Origin of the sequence: Pseudomonas sp. ADAK13, from assembly GCF_012935715.1 — a bacterium.
GTDB lineage: Bacteria > Pseudomonadota > Gammaproteobacteria > Pseudomonadales > Pseudomonadaceae > Aquipseudomonas.
In genome coordinates this window covers 908,585-935,111 of the sequence record NZ_CP052860.1, presented here as the reverse complement: position 1 = coordinate 935,111, position 26,527 = coordinate 908,585, and the positions used below count along the sequence as shown (strand labels likewise).

Below are 26,527 nucleotides of genomic sequence, written 5' to 3'. Positions count from 1 at the left end.
TAAAGGGGGAGGTGGGGAGGGGTGGATCAGAGGTACTTCAATTGCAGCGTGACGTGGCCGTCGATGGACTCCTGATCGATCAGGGTCAAGCCGTCGGCCGGTGCAATATTGGTATAGACGCCCAGGTCGGCATCCAGGGTTTGCAGGGCAATGGGCGTGTCCGCACCGCCTATGGCCGCAACGGAGGTGAGGGCGGCGTGCCCTACATAAGACGCCGGGACCCAGGTGGCCCCGCCATTGGTTGAGAAAATCGGGCGTACCGGCGCGCTGTCGGCCACCGCGTTGGAAAGCCCGAACGCCACACCCCCTACCTTCTGGTTGGTACTGGTCATGCCCAGGCCGTGCAGGCTTTCGACGAAGGAGGTGCCCGAGCGGTTATCAATCATGTTCATGGCAAAGAACGTCGAGCCTTCACAGCGCACGCTCAAGCTCATCGAGCGTGTCGGCAACGCGGTGTGCAGATCGGGCTTCAACTCGGACGCCGAAATCTTGCCCAGATCAACCGATCCTCCACCAGAAAGCGTGGGGTTGCAGGAGCTGGGGGTGATCCTGCCCCGGACGTTCAGATCGGTAGTGCTGGCAGCCCAGACCGACGATGTCAGTACCGAGGCGAGGACTGCCGGAACAAGTTGCTTCATGTGGTTAAACCTTTGTGAGGGACCGCCGTTGGCCGGTGAGGTCTTCTTCACCTTGCGGGCTGGCGGCGAGGGTCAAGCGTGACCGTTGCCCCAATCGGGGTGGGGCGCAATTTAGCGGTCGGGTCGGGGAGGGGAAATACAACAATTACGAGAATCCGCCGTGTCCCTCTACGTGCTCTGGATCAAGTCGGAATAGGCGATTGTGGGTGTAGGAAAACCTGTCTTTTCGTAGTTCTTGTATCGCCACGAACACGCTCATTTGGATAGGTTGTTTTTTAAATGGGTGTCGTGTGAGTGGTTGTTGACCGCTGCCGGGAGTGCCCCTCTCTTGAAGATAGGCCCGTGGCAAACAAAGACGCTGGCCCTCTGCGTTGATACCGAGGTGGCCATGATGCCAAGCGTTTTTGCAGGCGACGGCCCGAACCGGCAAATGCCGACATGGCGTAGCCCTCCTGCTCACTGGCGGCTCCTGAGTGTCCTGGTCGTCGACGACCATCAGACCTACCGCGCCTTGATGGGCTGGTTTTTGCAGAAGTTCGAACTGGCCCATGTACTGGTCGAGAATGGGCAAGCCGCGTTAAGCACCATGGCCCACAGGCGTTTTGATCTGGTGATCAGCGATTGCCGGATGCCGGTGATGGACGGCTACAGCATGACCCGTGAGATACGCCATCGTGAGCGTGCCGATGGCCGCGAGCGTATCCCCGTGATCGCTCTCACCGGAAAGCTGGGGCCGGACGATGCTCGGCGCTGCCTTGAGGCCGGCATGGATGACTGGCTGCTCAAGCCGCTGTCCCAGGAGCGGTTGCGTGAAGTGCTGGAACGCTGGTTGCCGCAGCGGCCGGGGGAGGTACGCCACCCGTTCAGCGAGGCCCCACAAAAAAACTGGCCAACCCGTGCCGGGCTGATCGAGATGTTTGGAGACGGGCAGGTGGTGGACCTGATGTTGGGCAGCCTGCTGCGGGAGGCTGATTCGGATTATGCGAGCCTGGTGTGCGCCTTCCGCAAGCAAGACCGGCAAGGCACGCTCGAATGCCTGCACCGACTGGCGGGCAGCCTGGCGTTCCTGGGCGGCACGGGCCTGGACACTCGCGCGGGGCACCTGATCGACCGCGTGCGTGGTCACGGGGTTCTGGTCAACCGGCGTGACCTGCAACGGTTTGAAAAAGAACTGATCGTTTATCTGCGGTATTTGGCAGATTTATGACATCGGCAAAGGGTTTTGTAGGATTTACTCAGGTTGTGGGTAGGTATGTTTTGTAGGTGTTTTCCTTTTGTTTTGTAAGCTAAAAGTCGATCACTTAAAAACACGGGACCCAAGTGAAAACCAGTCTCGAACAGGCGGTTGTTGCCCGCTGCGGACGGGGGTATTTTGCGCCAATCAATTTGCCATCATTCGTGGGTTTCTATGCTTCGCGTAATTATTGCTGACGATCATCCCATTGTTCGTATTGGACAAAAGGTAGTGATCGAAGCGGACGGCAGGTGCAAGGTGGTGGGTGAGGCCAACGGTCCTGATGAGTTGCTCAGCGTGCTGGCTTCCACCCCCTGCGATATCCTGGTAACGGACTTTGCCATGCCCGGAAATCAGCAGGCGGATGGCTATGTTCTGCTGGGGTTGTTGCAACGCCAGTACCCCGGGTTGCCGGTGATCCTGGTGACGATGTTTGCCAATATCGCCACCTTGCGTGCCTCGTTCGCCCAGGGCGCCAGGGCCATCGTCGCGAAGAACGCCTCAGCCAAAGAGTTGCCTTCGGCGATCAAGGCGGTGAGCGAGGGCAAGACGTTTGTCAGCGAATGCCTGCGGGTGCAGTTGGTCGAGGCCGGGACCGGCGACCAGTTGCAGCCGCCGCAACTGTCCGGCAAGGAGCGGGAAGTGGTGCGCATGCTGGCCAGCGGCATGACCGTCAGCCAGATTGCCGCACGGGTCAACCGCAGCATTTCCACCATCAGCAAACAGAAAAGCACCGCCATGAACCGCCTGTGTATCTCCACCGATGTGGATTTGTTCGCCTATGCTCGCAGCAGCGGAATGGTTCCCTGAATGAGTGGGACGGGGTATTCCTGGCGTTGATGCCAGTAGTGTTCCCGGGCGTTGGGGATTATCGTACCGGCCATCCAACCCCTTTTGCGGAACCTGCCCATGAGCGACGCCCATAACGCTTTGATCACCGAGTTCTACAGTGCCTTCCAGCGCCTGGATGCCGAGGCCATGAGCGCTTGCTACACCGACGACGTGGTGTTCAGCGACCCGGCGTTCGGCGAGCTGCGTGGCCGGGATGCGGGCGACATGTGGCGCATGCTCACCACCCGCGCCAAGGACTTTTCCCTGACCCTCGACAGCGTGCGCAGTGACGAAATCACCGGCAGCGCGCACTGGGTGGCGACTTACCTGTTCAGTGCGACGGGCAACACCGTGGTCAACGACATCCGGGCGCGTTTTGTGTTTCGTGATGGCAAGATCTGCGAGCATCACGACCACTTCGACCTGTGGCGTTGGTCGCGCCAGGCATTGGGCACCAAAGGCCTGTTGCTGGGCTGGACGCCGCTGGTGAAAAACGCCGTGCGGGCCCAGGCGCTGAAAGGCTTGAAGGCGTTCCAGGCCAGTCGTTGATAAGATTGGCGTTCCTTTGGTTTGCCGAATTGATCCGTGACCACTCCCTCTGAAGCCAAGCCGTGGTTTGTGTACCTGGTGCGTGCCGCCAACGGCTCGCTCTATTGCGGCATCAGCAATGACCCGGTGCGCCGCTTTGCCACTCACCAGAGCGGCAAGGGTGCACGGTTTTTTCTCTCAAGCCCCGCCGTGGCGCTGGTGTACACCGAAGCCTGTGCCAGCAAGGCCGAGGCGTTGCGTCAGGAACGGCTGATCAAGAAATTGAAGAAAAGCGCCAAGGAGTGCCTGGCGGCGATCGGTCCATCAATTTGACTGATAGGTTCCCATGCGCGCCTTTGCCGGGTTTGCAGGCTAAGCTGGACGCTCACACATTGAGCGGAGCCTGGCATGTCTGAGTTGATCCTCCACCACTACCCGCAATCCCCGTTTGCTGAAAAAGCCCGCCTGTTGCTGGGCTTCAAAGGCCTGTCCTGGCGCTCGGTGCATATCTCACCGGTGATGCCCAAGCCTGACTTGACCGCCCTCACTGGCGGTTATCGCAAGACCCCGGTGCTGCAGGTCGGCGCCGATATCTACTGCGACACCGCGCTGATCGCCCGCCGCCTGGAGCAGGAAAAGGCCGCGCCGGCGCTGTTTCCCCAAGGCCTCGAACTGGTCAGCCAGGGCTTCGCCGCCTGGGCCGATTCGACGGTGTTCTCCCATGCGGTGAGCCTGGTGTTCCAGCCGGAGTCCCTGGCGGTGAAGTTCGCCAAGGTACCGCCGGAAATGATCCAGGTACTGGTGGCCGACCGCAGCAAGTTGTTCAGCGGTGGCACCGCCACCCGTGTGCAACTGGACCAGGCCACACACCAATGGCCGGTGATCATTGGCCGTATCAATCAACAGTTACAGCATCAGCAGGGCGACTTCCTGTTCGGCGAGCCGTCGATTGCCGACTTTGCCCTGGCGCATCCGTTGTGGTTCCTCATGGGCTCGCCGGTGACGTCGCCGCTGGTGGAAACCTATCCCGCCGTGGCCGCCTGGTTGGCCCGGGTGCTGTGTTTCGGCCATGGCACCTCTAGCCAGATGACCGCCGAACAAGCCCTGGACGTCGCGCGTAATGCCACGCCAGCCAACTTGCCGGAAGAAATCTTCGAAGACCCGAACGGCTTCAAGCCCGGCCAGCAGGTGACCATCAGTGCTACCGATTATGGCGTCGATCCAGTGGCCGGCGAGTTGCTGTTCACCGGCCGTGAACAGCTGATTGTGCGGCGCACCGACGAACGTGGCGGCACCGTGCATGTGCACTTTCCACGCTTCGGATTTCGGATCCAACCGGTATGACTGAAATTATTTTCAAATCGGTGTGAGGTAAACCTGTCGGCCATCCGTGTAGTGCTTGAAACTGCGATTAATTCGCATTAACAGCGCTTTTTACACACGGGTTCTCAAGCATGAAGTCCAGGGCAACGTCGGCGGGTTCGGTTAAACAGTGGCTGGGAGCCTCGATATTGGCGGTTTCGGGGCTGGCGCTGCTGCCCCTTGGCGTGGCGCAGGCGGCTGAGGCGCAGCAACAGAGCACGCTGTTCAACTTTGCCCTGGCCGCCAAGCCGCTGCCCCAGGCCTTGAGTGATTTCACTCGGGTGACCGGCATCAGCGTGGTCTACACCGACGAAGCGCCCTACGCGATCAAGGCCCCGGCCATCACCGGGCAGATGAGCGCGACCCAGGCCATGCAACGCCTGCTGGGCAATTCCGGCTTCACCTTCCGCCAGATCGACGCCCGCACCCTGGCCCTGGAGCCGCTGCCGACCGACGGCGCGCTGAACCTCGGCGCTACGACCATCAACGGCGCCGCCCTGGCCTCGGATACCACCAGCTATCAGCCGCCGCCTACCAGTTCGGTGATGCGTTCCCACGGTCTGCTGCTGGAAACCCCACAAACCGTCAACGTGGTGCCGGCCCAGGTGATGCGCGATCAACAGCCGCGCAACCTCGACGACGCCCTGACCAACATCAGCGGCATCACCCAGGCCAACACCTTGGGCAGCACTCAGGATGCGGTGATGTTGCGCGGTTTTGGTGATAACCGTAACGGCTCGATCATGCAGGACGGCATGCCCCTGGTGCAGGGCCGCGCGCTGAACTCCACCGCCGAGCGCGTCGAAGTGCTCAAGGGCCCGTCGTCGTTGCTATACGGCATTCAGGACCCGGGCGGCGTGGTGAATATCGTCAGCAAGAAACCGGAATTGGTCCAATCCACCTCCCTGACCGTGCGCGGTTCGACCTTTGGTGACGGCAAGAACGGCAGCGGCGGCAACCTCGACACCACTGGCCCCATCGGTGACAGCGGGTTGGCTTACCGCCTGATCGTCGACCATGAAGACGAAGACTACTGGCGCAACTACGGCACTCACCGCGAAAGCCTGATTGCCCCGTCGCTGGCCTGGTATGGCGACAGCACCAAGCTGTTATTTGCCTATGAGCATCGGGAGTTTCTCTCGCCGTTCGACCGGGGCACCGCCATCGACCCCAAGACCAACCACCCGCTGAATATCCCGTCGACTCGCCGTCTCGATGAGCCCTTCAACAACATGGAAGGCCGCTCCGACCTGTACCGCTTCGAAGCCGACCACGACCTGAACGACGACTGGAAAGCCCACTTCGGCTACAGCTGGAACCGCGAGACCTACGACGCCAGTCAGGTGCGTGTGGTCAAGGTCAACACCAACGGCACCCTGACCCGTAGCATGGACGGCACCCAGGGCGCGCTGACCACGGACCGCTTCGCCACCGCCAGCCTTGAAGGCAAGGTGAACGTCGCCGGCATGCAGCACGACCTGACCTTCGGCCTGGATGACGAGTACCGCAAGATCTACCGGGCCGACCTGATCCGCCAGGCGCCCCGTGGCACGTTCAATTACAACGATCCGGTCTACGGCAATGAAGTGGCGGGCACCACCGTCAGCGCGCCGGACAGCAACCAGACCGACCTGCTGCGCAGCGACTCGCTGTTTATGCAGGACGCGATCCACCTCACCGATCAATGGATCCTGGTGGGCGGCGCGCGCTATCAGATGTACGACCAATACGCCGGCAAGGGCGTCCCGTTCACCGCCAACACCGACGGCAATGGCCAGAAATGGGTCCCCCGCGTTGGCCTGGTGTACCGCTACACCGACGAGCTGTCGTTCTACGGCAGCTACACCGAGTCGTTCAAACCCAACTCCACCATCGCGCCGCTCGCCAACAAAACGATCCTGGACGGCAGCCTCGAGCCGGAACAGTCGAAGTCCTGGGAGCTGGGGACCAAGCTCGACATGCCGGGTCGCATCACCGCGAGCGCAGCGTTGTTCAACATCGAAAAACGTAACGTGCTGGTCCAGGTGGGCGATGGCCTGACCTCGGTCTACAGCGTCGCCGGCAAGGTGCGCTCCCGTGGCCTGGAACTGGACGCCAGCGGTCAGCTGACGGACAAGTGGAGCGTGATCGGCAGCTATGCCTACACCGACGCGGTCGTCACCGAAGACCCGGAGCTGAAGGGCAACCGCCTGCAAAACGTCGCGAAAAACACCGGCTCGCTGTCGGCGGTGTATGACTTCGGCAGCATCCTCGGGGGTGACCAACTGCGGGTGGGCGCCGGTGCACGTTATGTGGGCGAACGCTCGGGCGATGCGGCCAACAGTTTCGACCTGCCGGGTTATACCGTGGCCGATGCGTTTGCCACGTATGACACCAAGGTCGATGGACAGAAGGTCAAGTTCCAGCTCAACGTGAAGAACCTGTTTGACCGCACCTATTACACCTCTGCCGTGAACACCCAGTTCGTGTCCATTGGCGATGCGCGGCAGGTGTCGGTTTCCAGCACGCTGACCTTCTAAATTCGGTGACACCTTATGGCGATGTAGCGGGTTACCTCGCCATAAAGTTGTCGAGCTGCTAGCGTTGCCGCCTTTAATGACTTTGCGGGAACACAAGACCGATGCAGTTGGGACGATGGACACACGCCAGCGGGCTGCTGCTGGGCCTGAGCTTGTTGCTGGGCGGTTGCGCCTCGGCGCCGAACACTTCCACCAGCGCCAGCCTCGACCAGTTGCTGGCCGACCCGGCCCTGCACGGTGCCAGCGTGTCGTTGATGGTGCGTGATGCCCGCAGTGGCAGCACGCTCTACCAACACAACCCGCGCACGCGGCTGACTCCGGCCTCCAGCCTCAAGCTGCTGACCACCTCGGCGGCGATGGATGTGCTGGGGCCGCAGTATCGGTTTTCCACCCAACTGTTGGGCGATGGCCTGCGCCAGGGCGCGGTGCTTAACGGCAATCTGTACCTGCGCGGCCAGGGCGACCCGACGGTCCAGTGGGCGGATTATCAGGCGTTGGCCGCCAGCCTGGCGCAGCAGGGCATCAAGCAGGTGCAAGGCGACCTGGTGTTCGATGACAGCTTTTTCGACGCCGAGCGCCTGGGCGTCGACTGGTCCCAGGACGACGAAAGCACCTACTACGGCGCGCAGATCTCGGCGCTGACGGTGTCGCCTAATACGGATTTTGATGCGGGCTCCCTATTGGTCACGGCCAGGGCGCCGGTGGCGGCGGGGCGCCCGGTGACGGTGGATCTCTTCCCGGCCACCGATTACGTGCAGATCAGCAACCGTGCGGTCAGTGGGGCGGGCAATAGCTACGGGATCAACCGCCAGCACGGCACCAACCTGTTGCGCCTCAGTGGCGCGCTGGCGCCTGGCAAACAGAGCCCGCAACTGGTCAGTGTGTGGGAGCCGACGCAACTGGTGGCGAACCTGTTCGGGCAGGCGTTGGCGGAGCAAGGGATTAGCGTGCTGGGGCGTCGTGTTATCGGCGGTGTCACGCCGACCACGGCGACGGTGCTGGCGATGCACGAGTCGGCGCCGTTGCAGGCATTGATCACGCCACTGCTCAAGCTGTCCAACAACAACATGTCTGAAGCGTTGCTCAAGACCATGGGCCGCAAGACGGCCAATGCCGGGACGGCCCAGGCGGGTGTGGCGGCGGTGGCAGGGTTCCTCAAGCGTCAGGGGATTGATGCGTCAACCTTGAGCCAGGTGGACGGTTCAGGGCTGTCGCGACGCAATCTGGTGTCGTCGCAAAACCTGACGGACCTGCTGCTGGCCGCCAGCAAACAGCCTTGGTTCAACGCTTGGTACAACGCGTTGCCGATTGCCGGCAATCCGGAGCGCCTGGCGGGTGGCAGCCTGCGCTATCGCCTGCGGGGCACTGCCGCCGAGAACAACCTGCACGGCAAGACCGGCTCCATGAGTGGTGTGTCGTCGTTGACCGGTTATGTCACCGATGCCAATGGGCGTAAGTTGGTGTTCGCGGTGGTGACCAACAATTACGTGGTCGAAGGGGCGCGGGTCAAGGCATTGGAGAACCGCCTGGCCACGGTATTGGCCAACAGCACGGACTAACGAACGCTGAAGATCAACTGTGGGAGCGGGCTTGCTGTGGTGAGGGGGCTTGTCCCCCGTCGGGTTCACCACAGATTGATGGGGCTGCTTCGCAGCCCAGCGCGGGGCAAGCCCGCTCACCACAGCAAGCCCGCTCCCACATTGGACCTGAGCCATTAGGCAGATTGCATTTCAAGGCATAAACGCCTGCCGGTACTCCCCGGGCGTCGCGCCCATCGCCTGGCGGAACCGGTTGGTAAAGTGGCTGGCACTGGAAAACCCGCAGGCCAGGGCGATCTCGCCCAGGGGCAACGACCCGCCCCGCAACAGCTCCCGGGCGCGGGCCAGTCGCCGCGCCAGCAGGTACTGGTGGGGCGGCAGGCCAAAGCTCTCGCGGAACATCCGCGCAAAGTGGTACTCCGACAACGCACACAACCCCGCCAACTGCCCCAGGCTGACCGGCTCGGCCAGTTGCTGGTCGATGTACTCCACCAATTGCCGGCGCTGGTGGGCGGCGAGCCCGCCCTTCAAGCGCAGGCCCTCACGCATTCCCACCTGGCTGAGCAAGGTATGGCTGAGCATTTCATGGGCCAGGCTGCTGGTGAGCAAGCGTTCGCCGGGTTCTTTCCAGTTCAGGCTGATCAGTTGGTGAAAACGCCGGGCTTGCTGGGCATCGTCGAGGAACGTGCTCTCACGCAACAGCAACTCGCGCGGCTCACGGTCCAGCAGTGTCACGCAGCCCAGGGCGAATTGCTCCGGGCTGAAATACACGTGGGCCAGGCGGATTTCGCCGTTGATCACCCAGGCCGACTGATGATCGGCCGGCAGGATGCACAGCTTGTCCGGGCCGCCCTTGGTGCCGGGCTGGTCGCGGCGAAAGGTGCCGGTGCCGCCACCGATGTAGCAGGACAGGGTGTGGTGGTCAGGCGCTTCGTAATCCTGGGCGTCGTGATGGTTGCTCCACAAGGCTGCAGACAAGCCGTCACCGAGCTCGGCGCACAGCTCAAGGCGAGCGTTGGGCGAGCGGTTGAGGGATTGAAAGACTTGCAGGGTTTCCAGTGGCGGCATATTCGTACTCTCTGACGGCTTGCATCCTACTCCCAGCGACGGCGGCTGTGATCCCGGCAGCCGACAAAAGCGCAAGAATCTGCAAGAGGCTGGGTGCCGTCCGGGGCGAAACTGTGGCTCAACCCCAAGGAGCCCGCCATGAACCTATTCCTGTATTTACTCACCGTGCTGATCTGGGGCACCACCTGGATTGCCCTCAAATGGCAGCTGGGCGTGGTGGCGATTCCGGTGTCCATCGTCTATCGCTTTGGCCTGGCGGCGCTGGTGCTGTTCGTGATGTTGCTGCTCAGCCGCAAGCTGCAGGTGATGAACCGGCGCGGGCACTTGATCTGCCTGGCTCAGGGTTTGTGCCTGTTTTGCGTCAACTTCATGTGCTTCCTCACTGCCAGCCAATGGATCCCCAGCGGCCTGGTGGCGGTGGTGTTCTCCACGGCCACCTTGTGGAACGCGCTGAACGCCCGGGTGTTTTTCGGCCAGAAAGTCGCGCGCAATGTGTTGATGGGCGGCGGCCTTGGCTTGCTCGGCCTGGGGCTGTTGTTCTGGCCGGAACTGGTGGGCCACACCGCCAGCCCGCAAACCCTGCTCGGCCTGGGTCTGGCGTTGCTCGGCACGATGTGTTTCTCGGCGGGCAACCTGCTGTCGAGCCTGCAACAGAAGGCCGGCCTCAAGCCGCTGACCACCAATGCCTGGGGCATGGCCTATGGCGCGTCGATGCTGGCGATGTACTGCGCAGTGCAGGGCATTCCGTTCGATATGGAATGGAACAGTCGCTACATCGGTTCGTTGCTGTACCTGGTGATACCGGGTTCGGTGATCGGGTTTACCGCCTACCTGACGCTGGTCGGGCGCATGGGCCCGGAGCGGGCGGCGTATTGCACCGTGCTGTTCCCGGTGGTGGCGTTGAACGTTTCGGCATTTGCCGAGGGCTATCAGTGGACCGCACCGGCGTTGGCCGGCCTGGTGCTGGTGATGGCGGGCAATGTGTTGGTGTTTCGCAAGCCCAAGGCTGGCGCGCCAATCAATCCAATCTACAAGGCGAAGCAGGTTTAGTGTGGGAGCTGTCGAGCCCGGGCGAGGCTGCGATGCAGGCGCTGCGGTCTTGCAGGTGCGCTGCGGTGATGCCATCGCAGCCTCGCTAAAGCTCGACAGCTCCCACAGTTGATCCCTTTTGCCTGAGAACCAGCGTTCGTTATTTCATGCCCAACCGCTTGGCCATCCGCCCCAGGTTGGCCCGGTCCAGGCCCAGCTCGCGGGCGGCGCTGGCCCAGTTGTGCTGGTGGCGTTCCAGGCAGGCATTGATGACCTGGCGCTGGTAGTTCTCGGTGGCCAGGCGCAGGTCACCGCTGACGTCCGGCACGTCGACCGGCTGCTCTTCGGCCTGCGGCGCAGTGACGTTCGGCAAGTCCAGGTCTGTCGCGTCCAGGCTGAGAATCTTCGGCCGTTCCCGGCAGTTGCCCAACGCTTTCAATGCACTGCGGCCGATCAAGTGCTCCAACTCGCGCACATTCCCCGGCCAGGCGTAAGCCAACAGTGCCGCCTGGGCATCGCTGGTCAGGCGCAGGCTGCCCAGGCCCATGCGTGAGCGGTTCTGCTCAAGGAAAAAACCCGCCAGCAACAGCACGTCGCGGCCACGCTCCCGCAGCGCGGGCACTTGCAGCGGATAGACGCTCAAACGGTGGTAGAAGTCCGCACGATAGCGACCGTTTCGTACTTCTTCGGCCAAATCCCGGTTGGTGGCGGCGATCAGGCGCACATCCACCTGATGTTCCTTGTCGGACCCCAGGCGCTGCAACTGGCCGCTTTGCAGCACCCGCAACAGCTTGGCCTGCACGGTGAGGGACAGTTCGCCCACTTCATCCAGGAACAGCGTGCCGCCATTCGCCAGTTCGAACTTGCCCCGGCGTTCATTCAGCGCGCCGGTAAATGCCCCGCGCACATGGCCGAACAACTCGCTTTCCACCAGGGTTTCCGGCAGCGCGGCGCAGTTGAGGCTGATCAGCGGTTTCTCGGCCCGGGAGGAGGCGGCGTGGATCGCCTGGGCCACCAACTCCTTGCCCACGCCGGTCTCGCCGGTGATCAGTACCGTCAGGTCGCTGCCGCCCACCAGGTTGATTTCTTCCACCAGGCGTTTGTGGGTCTTGCTCTGGCCGATCATTTCCTTGTGCTGCTGGCCGCTGGCCTGGCGGTAGATTTCGGCCCGCTGGTGTTCGTCTTCGGCCCGCAGGGCCAGGCGTTCGATGCGCTCGGCGACATTCACCGTCGCCGCCGCGAGGCTGGCGAAGGCTTGCAGGGCGTCCAGTTCCACCCGCTCGAAACGCTCGGTGTCGAGGGCGTCGAGGGTCAGCAGGCCCCAAGGCTGGTCATCGACAAACAGCGGGCAGCCCATGCAGTCGTGGACTTCAAGATGGCCGTGCAGGCCGTCCACCAGACCGTCGTAGGGGTCGGGCAGTTCGCTGTCGCTGTCAAAACGGGTCGGGCCGGGGCTGCTGAGCAGCACGCCAAAGCGCGGGTGCTCGCTGACTTTGAAGCGCCGGCCCAGGGTGTCGGTGCTCAAGCCGTCCACCGCCAGCGGTACCAGCCATTCGCCGTCGAGGCGCAGCAGGGCGGCGGCGTCACAGGGCAGCAGGGCGCGCATGGCCTGGAGCAGGCGCCGGTAACGCTCGCCTTCGGGCAGCTCGCGGGAGAGGTCGGCGACCAGGGGCAGCAGGGTGGTGAGCAGCGGTTGCGCAGTCATAATGACTCCTTGTAGTCATAGTGACTATAAAGTGTAGGAAGTCATATTGACTATATTATTTTCAAGATGTTGATTTATAAGTGTTTATTTGTTGGCACGAATACTGAGTAGTAAAGGGTATTCAGTAAGAAGACTCAGGAGTCTGCCATGCTTAGTGCCCAAGACCGTGCCATCGTCAAATCCACCGTGCCCCTGCTGGAAAGCGGCGGCGAAGCCCTGATCACCCATTTCTACCGCATGATGCTGTCCGAGTACCCGGAAGTTCGCCCACTGTTCAACCAGGCCCACCAGGCCAGCGGCGATCAGCCCCGGGCCCTGGCCAATGGCGTGCTGATGTACGCCCGGCACATCGACCAACTGGACCAGTTGGGCGACCTGGTGGCGAAGATCATCAACAAGCACGTGGCCCTGCAAATCCTGCCGGAGCATTACCCGATTGTGGGTACCTGCCTGTTGCGGGCGATTTCCGAAGTATTGGGCAGCGAGATCGCCACCCCGGAAGTGATGAGCGCCTGGGGCGCCGCCTATGGCCAGTTGGCCGACATCCTGATCGGTGCCGAAGCGGCTATCTATAAAGAGAAGGAAGAGGCGCCGGGCGGCTGGCGCGGTGCGCGCGCGTTCACCCTGGTCAAGCGGGTGGAGGAGAGCGCGGAAATCATCTCGTTTTACTTTGCGCCCGTGGATAACGGCCCGATCCTGGCCGCCGAGCCTGGTCAGTACATCGGCATGAGGCTGGTATTGGATGGCGAGGAAGTGCGCCGCAACTATTCCCTGTCGGCGCGTGGCGACTCGGGCCAGTACCGCATCAGCGTCAAGCGCGAAGCCGGTGGCCGGGTGTCCAACTACCTGCATGACCAATTCCCGGTGGGCGCGACCATCGACCTGTTCCCGCCATCGGGTGAGTTCACCCTGGCGGCCAGCGACAAGCCCTTGGTGCTGATCAGCGGCGGCGTGGGTATCACGCCAACCCTGCCGATGCTTGAAGCGGCCCTGGCCACTGAGCGTCCGATTCACTTTATCCACTGCGCGCGTAACGGCGGCGTGCATGCGTTCCGCGACTGGGTGGACGGCCTGGCTGCGCAGCATCCGCAACTCAAGCGCTTCTATTGCTACGCCGAAGATGATGGCGTGAGCCCGGCGGCGGACAAGGTCGGCATGCTCAGCCAGGAGCAACTGGCGGCGTGGTTGCCGCAGGAGCGCGACGTGGATGCGTACTTCCTGGGGCCAAAAGGCTTCATGGCGGCGATCAAGCGTCACCTGAAGGCCCTGGGCGTGCCGGAGCAGCAGAGCCGGTATGAGTTCTTTGGGCCGGCGTCGGCGCTGGAATAGGATTTAATCGATACACCGGGTCGGCCCCATCGCGGGCAAGCCCGGCTCCACATGGGACAGTGTTTGCTTGGGCAACTCAGTCAAATGTGGGAGCCGGGCTTGCCCGCGATGGCGTCAGTACATTCACAACATTTCCCCGATTAATCCGCTGTTAACCCTCCCTGTTTAAACCTCCTCACGCCAACTGCTCAACTTTCACCGTCCGCGTGTAAACTTGCGGCCATTGGCACAACCACAATTGGCTAAAGGGAAACGGGGATGATCGACGAATTGCGTTTGGGCAGGGAGCGACGCTTTCTGGTACTGCTGGGCATCATCTGCCTGGCGCTGATCGGCGGGGCGCTGTACATGCAGGTGGTGTTGGGCGAGGCGCCATGCCCGCTGTGCATCCTGCAACGTTATGCCTTGCTGCTGATCGCGCTCTTCGCCTTCATCGGTGCCGCCATGCGCACCACCCGCAGTGTCACGGTGTTTGAAGCGCTGGTGACCCTCAGCGCCCTCGGTGGCGTCGCCGCTGCCGGCTATCACGTGTACATCCAGTTCTTTCCGAAGGTCAGCTGCGGCATCGATGTGCTGCAACCGATTGTCGATGGCTTGCCGCTGGCCTCGGTGTTCCCCTTGGGGTTCCAGGTCGACGGTTTCTGCGAGACGCCGTACCCGCCGGTCCTCGGCCTGTCTCTGGCCCAGTGGGCGCTGGTGGCCTTTGTGCTCACGGTGATCCTGGTGCCGCTGGGCATCTACCGTAATCGCCAGGGCAAAGCCTAAGCGGTAGCCCGTCAACGCCCCGGCCTTCCTATAAAGAAGGCCGGGGCGTTTTTGTTTGTAGGCATTTTGTGAAGGGACCGTGACGCGGGGCAAGTTTGGGTGCGCGCAGCATGCGACATGTTGTCACACGGACGCTGTCGCAGGACGTTTCTGATGCCCGTAAACGCGGCATAAATTTGCATGAAGCGGCGTTTTATGGCTGTCAGTTCGTCGTCTGGCCGACGCCGCGAATGGCGTGAGGTCGGCGACATTGGCGGATGTCCGAATGCCTTGTTTTCAGGGCACTTGGATCCGTTTTCGATGCCCTTACAGCCTGTAGGGGATGTGGCAAACTGCCCAATAACACGGCATTTTTTGTGGTTTTTGTCGAGAATCAAACGCGATACGATCGCGGACCTTTGCAATAATGGTGAAGGATTATTGCTGGAAACGATAAAAATTATTTCTGGATAAGACATGGTTTATACATCGCTAGCTAACTACAATCGCCCGCACTGAATGTCCGGTGCTGCTCACCCCTGAGCAAACTAGGGCGGTCGAGAAGCGGATGTAACGTTTCATGCGACCCCAGGTGCCGGCAGCCTTTCAACTATCCGCACCAAATGGAATTGGTCTGTAACAAGGCCTTTGACCAACGAATTCGAATAAGAACTCACCGCTAGCCCGGGACGTGTCGATTCGCGCAAGGTGCGACGGGCAGGCCCTTATTCAATCGAAGAGAAATGCCAACCCTTGGCAGGGTGAAGTGTTGGCGATCAAAACCCAACTGCATTGCGCAAGCTGCTTTAGAGGTCGTGAGATGAGTAAAAACAGGTACCCCCGATTACTAGGCTTTTTGCCGCTGCTCGGCATGCTGTTAATGCTGGGAGGCTGCAAGTGGACCTTGCTCGACCCCAAAGGTCAGGTCGGTCTGGATCAACGAAACCTGATTATCACCGCCACTCTGCTGATGCTGTTGGTTGTAGTGCCCGTGATCATCATGACGTTCGCCTTCGCCTGGAAATACCGCGCGTCGAACACCAGCGCCACCTACGCGCCGAAGTGGTCGCACTCCACCAAGATTGAAATCGCGGTGTGGCTGGTTCCGATCCTCATCATCATCGCCCTGGGTTACATCACCTATAAGTCGACCCACGAGCTGGACCCGTACCGTCCGCTGGACTCCGACGTCAAGCCGATCAACATCGAAGTGGTCGCGCTGGACTGGAAGTGGCTGTTCATCTACCCGGACCTGGGTATCGCCACTGTGAACCAGATCCGGTTCCCGGAGAACACCCCGCTTAACTTCCGGATCACCTCCGACGCCGTGATGAACTCGTTCTTCATCCCTGCACTGGGTGGCCAGATCTACGCGATGGCAGGCATGCAGACCCGTCTGCACCTGATCGCGAACGAAAAAGCTGAAATGGAAGGCATCTCCGCCAACTACAGCGGTGCTGGCTTCACCGGCATGAAATTCAAAGCGATCTCGACGAGCCAGGAAGATTTCAACGCCTGGGTAGCCGAAGTCAAGGCCGCACCTAAACAGCTTGATCAAGCTGAATACGACGCCCTTGCCAAACCAAGCCAGAACAACCCAGTCGCCCTGTACTCCACGTACGAGCCGGACCTGTTTCAGAAAATCGTCGACAAGTACGAAGGTATGAAGCCAGGCAAGCCGATCGAGCACGAGAAGAAAGAAGTGGCCGCGGTTGAAGGTTCTGACACGGGCTCGCATTCAACTGCTGGGGCAGAGGAGTAAACGATGTTTGGTAAATTAAGTTGGGATGCGGTCCCGTTCCACGAGCCGATCGTGATGGTGACCATCGCCATGATCGCGCTGGGTGGTCTGGCACTGTTTGCAGGTATCACGTACTTCAAGAAGTGGACCTACCTGTGGACCGAGTGGCTGACTTCGGTCGACCACAAGAAAATCGGCGTCATGTACGTCATCGTTGCCATGGTCATGCTGCTGCGTGGTTTTGCCGACGCCATCATGATGCGTACCCAGTTGGCCATGGCCACCGAGGGTTCGCCTGGCTACCTGCCTCCTGAACACTATGACCAGATCTTCACCGCCCACGGTGTGATCATGATCATCTTCATGGCGATGCCTTTCTTCACCGGCCTGATGAACCTTGCCTTGCCGCTGCAGATCGGTGCGCGTGACGTTGCGTTCCCGTTCCTGAACTCCTTGAGCTTCTGGCTGCTGGTGTCCGGCGTGGTGCTGATCAACCTGTCCCTGGGCGTCGGCGAATTCGCCAAGACCGGTTGGGTTGCGTATCCGCCGTTGTCGGGCCTGGCTTACAGTCCGGGCGTGGGTGTGGATTACTACATCTGGGCGCTACAGTTATCAGGACTCGGGACGACACTGACGGGGGTCAACTTCCTGGCCACCGTCCTGAAAATGCGCGCCCCTGGCATGAAGCTGATGGACATGCCGATCTTCACCTGGACCTGCACCTGGGCCAACGTACTGATCGTTGCATCGTTCCCGATTCTGGCTGCAACCATGGCGTTGCTGTCGCTTGACCGTTACCTGGATTTCCACATTTTCACCAACGAACTTGGTGGCAATCCAATGATGTACGTGAACCTGTTCTGGGCATGGGGTCACCCTGAGGTGTACATCCTGATCCTGCCAGCGTTCGGTATCTTCTCTGAAGTGATCTCGACCTTCTCGGGCAAGCGCCTGTTCGGTCACCACTCGATGATCTACGCCTCGGGCGCGATCTCGGTACTGGGCTTCATGGTTTGGCTGCACCACTTCTTCACCATGGGTTCGGGGGCCAGCGTCAACGCGTTCTTCGGACTGGCGACGATGCTGATTTCCATCCCGACGGGGGTGAAGCTATTTAACTGGCTATTCACCATCTATCACGGTCGTCTGCGTATCACCAGCCAGGTTCTGTGGACCCTGGGCTTCATGGTGACCTTCGCGATCGGCGGCATGACCGGCGTACTGCTGGCCATCCCGGGTGCTGACTTCGTACTGCACAACAGCCTGTTTGTAATTGCTCACTTCCACAACGTGATCATCGGCGGCGCGGTATTCGGCTACATCGCAGGCTTCAGCTTCTACTTCCCGAAAGCGTTCGGCTTCAAGCTGCACGAAGGCTGGGGCAAGGCTGCATTCTGGTTCTGGATCTCGGGCTTCTTCGTCGCGTTCATGCCGCTCTACGCGTTGGGCTTCATGGGCATGACCCGTCGTCTGAACGCCACTACCAACCCTGAGTGGGTGCCGTACCTGTACGTCGCCATGGTCGGTGCACTGATGATTGCTGTCGGTATCGCCTGCCAGCTGATCCAGCTGTATGTCAGCGTGCGTGATCGCAAGCAGAACCTGTGCGAATCCGGCGACCCATGGAATGCACACACCCTGGAATGGTCGACCTCGTCGCCACCGCCGTTCTACAACTTTGCCGTACTGCCTAAGGCTGACAGCATCGATCCGTTCACCGAAGCCAAGGAAGACGGTACTGCGTACCAGAAGCCTGCGCGTTACGAACCGATCCACATGCCTAACAACACCGCCACTGGCGTGGTGATGGGCGCACTGTTGACCGTGTTCGGTTTCGCGATGATCTGGCACATCTGGTGGCTGGCCATCGTGAGCCTGGTGGGCACCATCGGCTACTTCATCGTTCACGCTGCCCGTGATGACCAAGGCTACATGGTGCCGGTCGACGTGATCGAACGCATCGAAGCCGAGCAACACGCTCGCCTGGTTGCCGAGAAGAAGATCCCGGCCAACCGTGTTGAAACCTCGTTGGAACAGGCTTAAACCATGTCGAACTTAGTGACCAATGCTGGACACGCCCATGTCGATGACCATGGGCACGATGACCATCACCACGACTCGGGGCCAATGACCGTCTTCGGTTTCTGGCTCTACCTGATGACCGACTGCATCTTGTTTGCGTCGATCTTCGCGGTGTACGCGGTACTGGTAAACAACGTAGCGGGTGGCCCGTCGGGCCACGACATCTTCGAACTGCCTTACGTGCTCGGCGAAACCGCCTTGCTGTTGTTCAGTTCGATCACCTACGGCTTCGCCATGCTGGCCTTCTACAAGGGCAGCAAGAAAGGCGTCCTGAGCTGGTTGGCACTGACCTTCCTGTTCGGCCTGGGCTTCATCGGCATGGAGGTCAACGAGTTCCACCTGCTGATCTCCGAAGGTTACGGCCCGCACCGTAGCGGCTTCCTGTCGGCGTTCTTCACGCTGGTAGGCACCCACGGTCTGCACGTGACTGCCGGTCTGATCTGGATGGCGACCATGATGTATCAGGTCAACAAACATGGCCTGACCAACACCAACAAGACTCGCCTGAGCTGCCTGAGCCTGTTCTGGCACTTCCTGGACGTGGTCTGGATCTGCGTCTTCACCGTTGTCTACCTGATGGGGACTCTGTAATGGCTAATGCACATTCCCATGACAGCCACGATGACAGCCACGGCAGCGTCAAGTCGTACGCCATCGGCTTCATCCTGTCGGTCATCCTGACGCTGATCCCGTTCGGCCTGGTGATGTACCCAACCTTGCCGAAGTCGATCACCTTGATGATCGTCCTGGCGTTCGCGGTGATTCAGGTGCTGGTTCACCTGGTGTACTTCCTGCACCTGGACCGCTCGAAGGCTCAACGCGATAACGTGATTGCGTTCGTGTTCGCAGGCTTGGTGATCCTCCTGCTGGTTGGCCTGTCGGTATGGATCATGTTCAGCATCCATACGTTCATGATGGCGAAGTGAGGTAAGACCCGATGTCGCTTAAGCACTTTATCCAAATCACCAAACCGGGGATCATTTTCGGTAACGTGCTTTCTGTGGCAGGCGGTTTCTTCCTGGCCTCCAAGGGGCATGTCGATCTGGCCATATTCCTGGCTGCGATGATCGGCACGTCCTTGGTGGTAGCTTCCGGTTGTGTATTCAACAACTGCATCGACCGCGATATCGACATCAAGATGGAGCGCACCAAGAATCGTGTGCTGGTGCAGGGCCTTATCTCCCTGAAGCTGGCACTGATCTTCGCGACCGTTTTGGGTATCGCAGGCGTGGTGTTGTTGTACAAGGTGGCCAACCCGCTGGCGGCGCTGTTTGCCGTGATCGGTTTTGTCATCTACGTCGGCTTCTACAGCCTGTACCTCAAGCGCAAGTCGGTTCACGGCACGCTGGTGGGCAGTCTGTCGGGGGCGATGCCGCCGGTGATTGGTTATGTGGCTGTGACCAATAGCTTCGACATGGCCGCGCTGGTGCTACTGGTGATGTTCAGCCTGTGGCAGATGCCGCACTCTTATGCCATTGCGATCTTCCGCTTCAACGACTACCTGGCTGCTTCGATTCCGGTCCTGCCGGTCAAGCGTGGCATCCGGGTCGCCAAGAAACACATCCTGCTCTACATCCTGGCCTTCCTCGTGGCGACCTTGATGTTGACCTTCAGTGGCTACGCCGGCATGAGCTACCTCGCCGTCGCCGCCGCCATGGGCATGTACTGGTTGTACATGGCCTGGACCGGCTACAAGGCGGTGGATGACACCGTCTGGGCACGCAAGCTGTTCGTCTTCTCGATCTTCACCATCACCGCCTTGAGCGTGATGATGTCCCTGGATTTCCAGGTGCCGAAAGAGTTGCTGCTGACGTACGCCCACTGAGTGATCAAGCAGTAAAAAACCCCGCCTTCGAAAGAAGCGCGGGGTTTTTTATTGAGGGGCCTTTAAACTATGCCAAATCTTACAAATGCAGGAAGCAGCGTGATGAGTAAAAAAGCCGTTATCGTCTTCAGTGGTGGGCAGGACTCGACGACCTGCCTGATCCAGGCACTGCCGCTGTATGACGAGGTGCACTGCATTACCTTCGACTATGGCCAGCGGCATGTGGCAGAAATCGAAGTCGCGCAGAAACTCGCCAGGCAGCTGGGCGCCACCGTTCACAAGGTGATGGACGTGTCCCTGCTGAACGAGCTGGCCATCAGCAGCCTGACCCGCGACAACATTCCGGTGCCCACGGTGAACAGCTCCGGCGAGAGCCTGCCAAGCACCTTCGTGCCGGGCCGGAACATTCTGTTTTTGACCCTGGCGGCGATTTACGCCTATCAGGTCAAGGCAGAAACCGTGATCACCGGCGTGTGTGAAACCGACTTCTCGGGTTACCCGGATTGCCGGGACGAGTTCGTCAAGGCGCTGAATAAAGCGCTGCAACTGGGCATGGAATACGACGTGCGTCTGGAGACGCCGCTGATGTGGCTGAACAAGGCCGAGACCTGGGCCCTGGCGGACTATCACCACCAGCTGGACCTGATCCGCAACCAGACCCTGACCTGCTACAACGGCATCATCGGCACGGGGTGTGGCAACTGCGATGCGTGCAACCTTCGCGCACGTGGCCTGAACGACTACCTGGAAAACAAGGCAGCCGTCCTGCAGAGCCTGAAAAGCAAATTGGCTTGATGCCGAGCGTTCCCGTGCTGAGCACGGGAACGTTCACCGATCAGTTGGCTTGCTGCGCAGCCTGGTTATCGCCTGTGATGTAGCGCTTGAACAACGAGCGGGCGCCATAGGCCGGCAGGATGTTGAAGAAGGCAAAGCAGACTTTGATCGCGATCTGCACATAGATCATGTTCAGGATGTCGCTGGTCTGCATGGCGCCGTAGAACGCGATGAAGCAGAACAGGAAGCTGTCGATAATCACCGCGAAAAACGTACTCAGGAAAATCCGCAGGAATAAATACCTGGAGTTGGTCAGCTCTTTGATCTTGCACAGCAGGTACGAGTTTATGTTCTCCGACACCAGGAACGAGACCGAAGAGGCGATCAACACCGACGACACCTGGATGATCACGTCGTTGTAAGGCCCGTCGAGCTTCCAGCCGGGCAAGCCGGGGAGGAAGGTCGAGCCGTAGAGCAGGATGATGATCATCGCGTTGCTGGCAAACGCAAACAGGATGGCCCTTCGCGCCAGCCGGAGGCCGAACTGCTCGTTGAGCAAGTCCACGATCAGGAATGTCAGCGGGTACAGAAACGTGCCGGGTGTGACGATAATGCCCAGCGACTCCAGGTAAATCGGTTTGGTCGCGGCGATGCTGGTAAAGATATAGAACGTAAAGAGCAGCAAGTTCAGGATGATATAGATCATCCATGAGTTCTCATTGCGGTCATTGAGCTCGTACGCGGTGAGCGCCCCGCCCTGGGAATAGAACTTCTTGTACATGTTCTTGACTTCCATTTTATTTAAATTGTCCATGATTTCGCTGTTCAGCACTTCGCTCAGCTTTACTCGAATGACCTTGCCCGTGGCGATCACCATGATCACCGCCAGGCTCTTGTCATTCTCGAACCCCAGCAACTTGTATTTGCTGTTCTCGACGTCGTGTTCATACGTGGTCATTGAAGCGCTCCTCGATGATATCTCCCACCACACAGATACGATCCGAGCTCACACACGCTTCATCCGTGATGAATAGTGTTTTGCTGACGCAGTCGTACACCAACTTTTCCTTATCGTCGCTCGACGAGCCCTTCTGCACGATCAACAAATCCCCCGGCTCGTTGACGCCGGCAATTTCATGTTCCAGCAGAACAGCGATCAAGTTGTAGGAGGTGCCGAAGTAGTAGGTCAGCGGGTACAGCGTGGCGAGTTCGCCAATGCGCTTGTGCATGCTCGCCATGACCAGGCTTTGCTTGATGATCGGCACGGCAGCCGGGTTCATATTTCCCTGGGGGGAAATACTGCTGTCGATGATTTCTTTTTCTTCAAAGTCGAGGGTCTCGATTTCTTCATAGGAGACGCCAAAGAAATCCGAGATCTTGCGGACGGTGGACTGCTGTACGTTGACGACCTTGCCTTCCAGAATGTTGTAGATCGTGGTTCTGGTCAGGCCGGCCGCGTTGCACAACGACAGCTGCGTCTCTCCGCGGCTTTTGATCAGGTATTTGATATTGCTCTTCAAATACTCGGTGCGTTCTTTTCTATGAATCAAATGCCCACCACTTCCTTATGTTTTACACCGAGCGTCCATTCTGGCCGGGTTGCGGGCTTCGCCGCGGCGCGAAGTGTTGCATGCGCCCGCTACAAGAATAAAGACCGTGATCAGTTTTTTGGCGATTGGCCAGCATCCAGCCAGGGAAAACCGCGCCTTGTCCCCCCGTACCCCGGCAAAAAGAATCATTTAATTTGGAAAATGTTCATTTTTCTGCTTAATTGCCCTGCGCCCAACGGAAAGGTGCTCGGGATTTTCAGGGAAGGAACACATGACTATGACAGTCAACATGCAACCACTTACCCACCACGCCGGCCTGTTGCAACGAGGGCGGACGGATCTTCGGGCAGAAGACGCAGAGCTGGCGGGGCTGCTGGATGCAGAAGTCACGCGCCAGCACCAAACCCTGTCACTGGCCGCTTCGTCCTGCGCCGTGAAGCCGCACATCCTGGCGGCGTCCGCCTCGGTGCTGGTCAACGTGACCGCCGAGGGTGCCCTTGGCTGGCGTCATCACGCCGGCTGCGAGAACGCCGACCGGGTCGAAGCCCTGGCGGTCCGCCGGGCGCGTGAGCTGTTCGGCGCGCAATACGCCGGCGTGCAACCTCACTCCGCATCGACGGCCAACTACCAGGTGCTGGCGGCCTTGCTCGAGCCCGGCGACACGGTGCTCGGCATGGCCACCGATCATGGCGGGCCCCTGAGCCATGGCAGCCCGGTGGCGTTCACTGGCGCGTACTACAAGGCGCTCAGATATGGCACCACCTCCAAGGGCGTGATCGACTACGAACAGGTGCGCACACAGGCGCTGGCCCATCGCCCGCGCGTGATCATCTGCGGTGCGACGGCCTACTCGCACCTCATCGATTTTGAACGGTTCCGCGCGATTGCCGACGAAGCCGGGTCGATCCTGCTGGCGGATATTTCGACCGTCGCCGGCCTGGTCGCCACCGGACGCCATCCGAGCCCGGTCGACGCGGCCCACGTCACCACGCTGTGCACTCACAGGCAACTGGGCGGCCCGCGCGGCGGCCTGATCCTTTCCGGGCGCGACGCGGAAACCAAGGTGCCCGGCCTCAAGACCACCTTCAGTCGTCTTCTCGACCAGGCCGTGTTCCCGCGGATGCAGGGCGCGCCGGCCTTCAACATGATCGCGGCGAAAGCGGCGGCGTTCGGCTACGCCATGTCGGCGGAATTCGACGCCTGGATGGCGCGGATTCGCACCACCGCCGATGAACTGGCCAACGCGTTTCAGGCCTGTGACTACGAGGTGGTGGGCGGGCGCAGTGAGAACCACTCGATCCTGATCCGCCTGCGTGGCGGCATCACCGGCTCTGTCGCCCAGGCGGCGCTGGAGCAATGCGGCATCATCGTGGACAAACATCGCGCCCCGGGTGAGACGCGACCGTCATTTGTTGCCAACGGGTTGTGTATCGGTAGCGGCTCCCTGGCGCAACGCCACGTGGATGCCCATGGATGCCGCCAGGTAGTCGAGCTGGTTGGCCGGGTACTCGACGCCGTCACGCCCCTCAACGAGCACAAATACACCCTCGATCCCGTCGCGCAGGAATCCCTGCGTTTACAGGCCCGAACCTTATGCGCGAAGTACCCCCTCACGGATTACCTGCCCGACTGAGTCATTACCCCGGGGGATGTTTCATGTTATTACGGGATAAATTGCTGTACGGTGTTTAAGCGGCTGTTATAGACGGTCGCGCTATTGCTTATATCCATAATTAACAAGCTGCACGACAGCTTGACGTTCTCCTGGCAGTTATAAAAAGGGCTCTTAAAGTCCGTTCAACCTCCGTGAACGAAGTACTCAGCCTTTTGCAGTGAAGTCGAACTTGGCCTCTGCGCCGATTGTTGTTCGACTCATGAGGAGATACCCCGTGATAACCCGAAGAAAACTTCTTTATTCAGGCGCAGCCTTGACCGGCGCCGGCCTGTTTGCCCCGCTGTGGGCCGGTGCCGCGCTGGCGCAGGACGTCAGCAGCGCCGCCAGCGATGACATTGAATCCTTCCGCCAATTGTCGATGTTCCTCCTCGAACGCCCGAGCCTGGATGCCGCCTTGTCCTTGCGCATCCTGGCCCAGTGCACCCAGAACGACCCTGCATTCCCCGAGAAGATCAAAGCCTTGTGGAGCAAGGTCGGCCAGCATCACCTGCGCAGCGTCAGCCAGTTGTCCGGCAGCCCGTTCTACCGCGACCCGGTGGTCAAGGACACGACGCAGAAAATCGTTTCGGCCTGGTACCTGGGTTACACCGGCACCCCGGTGTCCCTGCGCGCCACCGACGGCACGCGGCTGGTGACCTTCACCGGCGCCCTGGCCTACGCGCCAACCGCAGACGCCACGGTGATCCCGACGTACTCCCGGGGAAAAACCAATTACTGGGTTAATCCTCCGGCCACGCTGGCCAACGACTAAGACAAGGCACTTTTATGAATCAGGATTTTGACGCCGATGTCATTGTGGTTGGCTCCGGCGCATTAGGCAGTAACGCAGCATTTGAATTGGCCAAACACGGCAAGTCGGTGATTATTCTGGAAGCGGGTGAACATATTCCCCGCTGGAAGATAGTCGAGAACTTCCGTAATTCGTCGAACAAAGGCAATTACAACTCGCCGTATCCGAATGAGCCGTGGGCCCATCATTCTTATGATGAGCAATACATTGAGAACACCGGTTCTTTCGAGTTCCGCCCCGGCATGTTGAAACTGGTGGGCGGCACCACCTGGCACTGGGCGGCGGCGTGCTGGCGTTACTTGCCCAACGATATGAAGCTCAAGACCCTGTACGGCGTAGGTCGCGACTGGCCGCTGGAATACAGCGAGCTGGAACCCTATTACGTGCGCGCAGAAATTGCCCTGGGCGTGTGCGGCAGTGACACCCAGGACCAGAGCGGGCAGGGCGGCGGCGCGTTCCCGCCGCGCTCAAGCCCCTATCCGATGGCGCCGGAAGGCGACACCTACCTGTTCCAGCGCCTGCGCGAACGCATGGCCCCGGCGGGGTATCACTTTATCCATGAGCCCAACGGCCGCGCCACCGAACCCTACGACGGGCGCCCGGCGTGCAGCGGCAACAACAACTGCATGCCGGTCTGCCCCATCGGGGCGATGTACAGCGGCGACGTGCATGCCCGCCACGCTGAACAGGCCGGCGCCAAGCTGATCACCGACGCCACCGCTTACAAGCTGGAAAAAGGCGCCGACGACAAGATCGTCGCGATCCATTACCGCAGCTCCACCGGCGCCGATGTGCGGCTCACGGCCAAGTACTTCATCGTCGCCGCCCATGGCCTGGAAACCCCCAAGCTGTTGCTGATTTCCGAGGTCGCCAACTCCTCCGACCAGGTCGGTCGCAACCTGATGGACCACACCGGCCAGGGCCTGCAATTTATCGCCGACGAGCCGTTGTGGCCGGGGCGCGGGGCGGTGCAACAGGGCGGGATTTTCAATCGTCGCGACGGTGAGTTCCGCAAGGAGCGTGCTTCGGTCAAACACTCGATCTCCAACAACGTGCCGAACATTGCCGTGGCCAAACGGCTGATCGCCCAGGGCGTGTACGGCAAGGAGCTGGACGAGCGCATCCGCCACGACGCGGCGCGCTGGGTCGACGTGTCCACCGTGTATGAAACCCTGCCGTTGCAGACCAACACCGTGCGCCCAAGCCGCACCCGCAAGGACGCCCTGGGCATCCCGATGCTGGTGGTCAACTACGAGGTGGGCGATTACGTGAAGGCGGCCAAGGCCGGCGTCACCGAAGATTATGCGCACTTCGTGCAACTGATGGGCGGCACGGTGGTGGAAGACAACACCGGCTACCAGAACCGCGACCACCTGATGGGCACCGTGATCATGGGCGCCAACCCCAAGGACTCGGTGGTCAACCACGAGTGCCGCACCCACGACCACGCCAACCTGTTCCTCGCCACCACCGGGGTGATCCCGGCGTCCGGCACCATCAACCCGACCCTGGCGGGCGTGGCGCTGAGTATCCGTATGGCCGACATCATTGCGCGGGAGGTCTAG

At 60.4% G+C, this 26,527-nt stretch carries 24 protein-coding genes; 19 read left to right on the top strand and 5 right to left on the bottom strand.

Features of this window, described 5'->3' with window-relative positions:
* Positions 1–26 precede the first annotated feature (26 nt).
* Positions 27–638 carry a DUF1120 domain-containing protein gene (locus HKK54_RS04455; RefSeq protein ID WP_169386253.1) on the bottom strand — a complete coding sequence of 204 codons (612 nt, stop codon included), beginning with the start codon at positions 636–638 and terminating at the stop codon, positions 27–29.
* Between the two features lie 391 nt (positions 639–1,029).
* Here HKK54_RS04455 and HKK54_RS04450 point away from each other — a divergent pair, with 391 nt between their 5' ends.
* From HKK54_RS04450 to dacB, 7 genes are all read left to right on the top strand, one after another.
* Positions 1,030–1,845 carry an Hpt domain-containing response regulator gene (locus tag HKK54_RS04450; RefSeq protein ID WP_178120970.1) on the top strand — a complete coding sequence of 272 codons (816 nt, stop codon included), beginning with the start codon at positions 1,030–1,032 and terminating at the stop codon, positions 1,843–1,845.
* A gap of 201 nt (positions 1,846–2,046) precedes the next feature.
* Positions 2,047–2,682 carry a response regulator transcription factor gene (locus HKK54_RS04445; protein ID WP_029615874.1) on the top strand — a complete coding sequence of 212 codons (636 nt, stop codon included), beginning with the start codon at positions 2,047–2,049 and terminating at the stop codon, positions 2,680–2,682.
* A gap of 99 nt (positions 2,683–2,781) precedes the next feature.
* Complete coding sequence (locus HKK54_RS04440) at positions 2,782–3,252, top strand: nuclear transport factor 2 family protein (protein ID WP_169386252.1); 471 nt, start codon at positions 2,782–2,784, stop codon at positions 3,250–3,252.
* A 36-nt stretch (positions 3,253–3,288) separates the two neighbouring features.
* On the top strand, positions 3,289–3,564 hold the full coding sequence (locus tag HKK54_RS04435) for a GIY-YIG nuclease family protein (RefSeq protein WP_010170353.1): 276 nt from the start codon (positions 3,289–3,291) through the stop codon (positions 3,562–3,564).
* A gap of 75 nt (positions 3,565–3,639) precedes the next feature.
* Positions 3,640–4,575, top strand: a complete 936-nt coding sequence (locus HKK54_RS04430; RefSeq protein ID WP_169386251.1) for a glutathione S-transferase family protein — start codon at positions 3,640–3,642, stop codon at positions 4,573–4,575.
* 110 nt (positions 4,576–4,685) lie between these two features.
* Positions 4,686–7,112: a TonB-dependent siderophore receptor gene (locus tag HKK54_RS04425; protein WP_169386250.1), complete on the top strand. Its 2,427-nt coding sequence runs from the start codon at positions 4,686–4,688 to the stop codon at positions 7,110–7,112.
* Between the two features lie 101 nt (positions 7,113–7,213).
* Positions 7,214–8,671 (top strand): D-alanyl-D-alanine carboxypeptidase/D-alanyl-D-alanine endopeptidase, encoded by a 1,458-nt coding sequence (gene dacB / locus HKK54_RS04420; protein ID WP_169386249.1) that lies wholly within the window; start codon positions 7,214–7,216, stop codon positions 8,669–8,671.
* Between the two features lie 171 nt (positions 8,672–8,842).
* On the opposite strand, the gene HKK54_RS04415 is transcribed toward dacB, so the two are convergent.
* On the bottom strand, positions 8,843–9,718 hold the full coding sequence (locus HKK54_RS04415) for a helix-turn-helix domain-containing protein (RefSeq protein ID WP_169386248.1): 876 nt from the start codon (positions 9,716–9,718) through the stop codon (positions 8,843–8,845).
* A 138-nt stretch (positions 9,719–9,856) separates the two neighbouring features.
* On the opposite strand from HKK54_RS04415, the gene HKK54_RS04410 reads away from it, so the two are divergent.
* Positions 9,857–10,768, top strand: coding sequence for a DMT family transporter (locus HKK54_RS04410; RefSeq protein WP_010170346.1), 912 nt, complete (start codon positions 9,857–9,859; stop codon positions 10,766–10,768).
* Between the two features lie 139 nt (positions 10,769–10,907).
* Here the strand turns inward: HKK54_RS04410 and norR are convergent, their stop codons facing one another.
* On the bottom strand, positions 10,908–12,452 hold the full coding sequence (gene norR / locus HKK54_RS04405; RefSeq protein WP_169386247.1) for a nitric oxide reductase transcriptional regulator NorR: 1,545 nt from the start codon (positions 12,450–12,452) through the stop codon (positions 10,908–10,910).
* 147 nt (positions 12,453–12,599) lie between these two features.
* On the opposite strand from norR, the gene hmpA reads away from it, so the two are divergent.
* The 8 genes from hmpA to queC all read left to right on the top strand — a co-directional run bounded on the left by hmpA (position 12,600) and on the right by queC (position 20,968).
* Positions 12,600–13,781, top strand: coding sequence for an NO-inducible flavohemoprotein (gene hmpA, locus HKK54_RS04400; RefSeq protein WP_169386246.1), 1,182 nt, complete (start codon positions 12,600–12,602; stop codon positions 13,779–13,781).
* A 258-nt stretch (positions 13,782–14,039) separates the two neighbouring features.
* Positions 14,040–14,546: a disulfide bond formation protein B gene (locus HKK54_RS04395; protein WP_010170340.1), complete on the top strand. Its 507-nt coding sequence runs from the start codon at positions 14,040–14,042 to the stop codon at positions 14,544–14,546.
* 799 nt (positions 14,547–15,345) lie between these two features.
* Positions 15,346–16,287, top strand: coding sequence for a ubiquinol oxidase subunit II (cyoA, locus tag HKK54_RS04385; protein WP_010170339.1), 942 nt, complete (start codon positions 15,346–15,348; stop codon positions 16,285–16,287).
* 3 nt (positions 16,288–16,290) lie between these two features.
* Entirely contained in the window at positions 16,291–18,309 is a 2,019-nt protein-coding gene (gene cyoB, locus HKK54_RS04380; RefSeq protein ID WP_010170338.1) for a cytochrome o ubiquinol oxidase subunit I, read from the top strand.
* A gap of 3 nt (positions 18,310–18,312) precedes the next feature.
* Entirely contained in the window at positions 18,313–18,939 is a 627-nt protein-coding gene (locus HKK54_RS04375) for a cytochrome o ubiquinol oxidase subunit III (protein WP_008435616.1), read from the top strand.
* Positions 18,939–19,274 carry a cytochrome o ubiquinol oxidase subunit IV gene (gene cyoD / locus HKK54_RS04370; protein WP_003216374.1) on the top strand — a complete coding sequence of 112 codons (336 nt, stop codon included), beginning with the start codon at positions 18,939–18,941 and terminating at the stop codon, positions 19,272–19,274. Before HKK54_RS04375 ends, cyoD begins: the two co-directional genes overlap by 1 nt.
* Positions 19,275–19,285: 11 nt before the next feature.
* On the top strand, positions 19,286–20,173 hold the full coding sequence (gene cyoE, locus HKK54_RS04365; protein ID WP_010170337.1) for a heme o synthase: 888 nt from the start codon (positions 19,286–19,288) through the stop codon (positions 20,171–20,173).
* A gap of 102 nt (positions 20,174–20,275) precedes the next feature.
* Positions 20,276–20,968, top strand: coding sequence for a 7-cyano-7-deazaguanine synthase QueC (gene queC / locus HKK54_RS04360; protein WP_169386245.1), 693 nt, complete (start codon positions 20,276–20,278; stop codon positions 20,966–20,968).
* A 40-nt stretch (positions 20,969–21,008) separates the two neighbouring features.
* On the opposite strand, the gene HKK54_RS04355 is transcribed toward queC, so the two are convergent.
* Positions 21,009–21,905, bottom strand: a complete 897-nt coding sequence (locus HKK54_RS04355) for a queuosine precursor transporter (RefSeq protein ID WP_169386244.1) — start codon at positions 21,903–21,905, stop codon at positions 21,009–21,011.
* Positions 21,892–22,497 (bottom strand): helix-turn-helix transcriptional regulator, encoded by a 606-nt coding sequence (locus HKK54_RS04350; protein ID WP_010170334.1) that lies wholly within the window; start codon positions 22,495–22,497, stop codon positions 21,892–21,894. The genes HKK54_RS04355 and HKK54_RS04350 overlap by 14 nt, the downstream gene beginning before the upstream one ends.
* Before the next feature lie 277 nt (positions 22,498–22,774).
* On the opposite strand from HKK54_RS04350, the gene glyA reads away from it, so the two are divergent.
* The 3 genes from glyA (at position 22,775) to HKK54_RS04335 (ending at position 26,527) form a co-directional block, all read left to right on the top strand.
* A complete protein-coding gene (gene glyA, locus HKK54_RS04345; RefSeq protein WP_169389243.1) occupies positions 22,775–24,130 on the top strand; it encodes a serine hydroxymethyltransferase in 1,356 nt (451 codons plus the stop codon).
* Between the two features lie 256 nt (positions 24,131–24,386).
* The gene (locus HKK54_RS04340; RefSeq protein WP_169386243.1) at positions 24,387–24,923 is read left to right on the top strand and encodes a sugar dehydrogenase complex small subunit; all 537 of its coding nucleotides are present in this window, start codon (positions 24,387–24,389) and stop codon (positions 24,921–24,923) included.
* Positions 24,924–24,937: 14 nt separating this feature from the next.
* On the top strand, positions 24,938–26,527 hold the full coding sequence (locus tag HKK54_RS04335) for a GMC family oxidoreductase (RefSeq protein ID WP_169386242.1): 1,590 nt from the start codon (positions 24,938–24,940) through the stop codon (positions 26,525–26,527).

Coding starts and splice junctions, on each gene's coding strand:
- HKK54_RS04455 (WP_169386253.1), bottom strand. CDS start 638: ATGAAGCAACTTGTTCCGGCAGTCCTCGCCTCGGTACTGACATCGTCG.
- HKK54_RS04450 (WP_178120970.1), top strand. CDS start 1,030: ATGCCAAGCGTTTTTGCAGGCGACGGCCCGAACCGGCAAATGCCGACA.
- HKK54_RS04445 (WP_029615874.1), top strand. CDS start 2,047: ATGCTTCGCGTAATTATTGCTGACGATCATCCCATTGTTCGTATTGGA.
- HKK54_RS04440 (WP_169386252.1), top strand. CDS start 2,782: ATGAGCGACGCCCATAACGCTTTGATCACCGAGTTCTACAGTGCCTTC.
- HKK54_RS04430 (WP_169386251.1), top strand. CDS start 3,640: ATGTCTGAGTTGATCCTCCACCACTACCCGCAATCCCCGTTTGCTGAA.
- HKK54_RS04425 (WP_169386250.1), top strand. CDS start 4,686: ATGAAGTCCAGGGCAACGTCGGCGGGTTCGGTTAAACAGTGGCTGGGA.
- dacB (WP_169386249.1), top strand. CDS start 7,214: ATGCAGTTGGGACGATGGACACACGCCAGCGGGCTGCTGCTGGGCCTG.
- HKK54_RS04415 (WP_169386248.1), bottom strand. CDS start 9,718: ATGCCGCCACTGGAAACCCTGCAAGTCTTTCAATCCCTCAACCGCTCG.
- HKK54_RS04410 (WP_010170346.1), top strand. CDS start 9,857: ATGAACCTATTCCTGTATTTACTCACCGTGCTGATCTGGGGCACCACC.
- norR (WP_169386247.1), bottom strand. CDS start 12,452: ATGACTGCGCAACCGCTGCTCACCACCCTGCTGCCCCTGGTCGCCGAC.
- hmpA (WP_169386246.1), top strand. CDS start 12,600: ATGCTTAGTGCCCAAGACCGTGCCATCGTCAAATCCACCGTGCCCCTG.
- HKK54_RS04395 (WP_010170340.1), top strand. CDS start 14,040: ATGATCGACGAATTGCGTTTGGGCAGGGAGCGACGCTTTCTGGTACTG.
- cyoA (WP_010170339.1), top strand. CDS start 15,346: ATGAGTAAAAACAGGTACCCCCGATTACTAGGCTTTTTGCCGCTGCTC.
- cyoB (WP_010170338.1), top strand. CDS start 16,291: ATGTTTGGTAAATTAAGTTGGGATGCGGTCCCGTTCCACGAGCCGATC.
- HKK54_RS04375 (WP_008435616.1), top strand. CDS start 18,313: ATGTCGAACTTAGTGACCAATGCTGGACACGCCCATGTCGATGACCAT.
- cyoD (WP_003216374.1), top strand. CDS start 18,939: ATGGCTAATGCACATTCCCATGACAGCCACGATGACAGCCACGGCAGC.
- cyoE (WP_010170337.1), top strand. CDS start 19,286: ATGTCGCTTAAGCACTTTATCCAAATCACCAAACCGGGGATCATTTTC.
- queC (WP_169386245.1), top strand. CDS start 20,276: ATGAGTAAAAAAGCCGTTATCGTCTTCAGTGGTGGGCAGGACTCGACG.
- HKK54_RS04355 (WP_169386244.1), bottom strand. CDS start 21,905: ATGACCACGTATGAACACGACGTCGAGAACAGCAAATACAAGTTGCTG.
- glyA (WP_169389243.1), top strand. CDS start 22,775: ATGACAGTCAACATGCAACCACTTACCCACCACGCCGGCCTGTTGCAA.
- HKK54_RS04335 (WP_169386242.1), top strand. CDS start 24,938: ATGAATCAGGATTTTGACGCCGATGTCATTGTGGTTGGCTCCGGCGCA.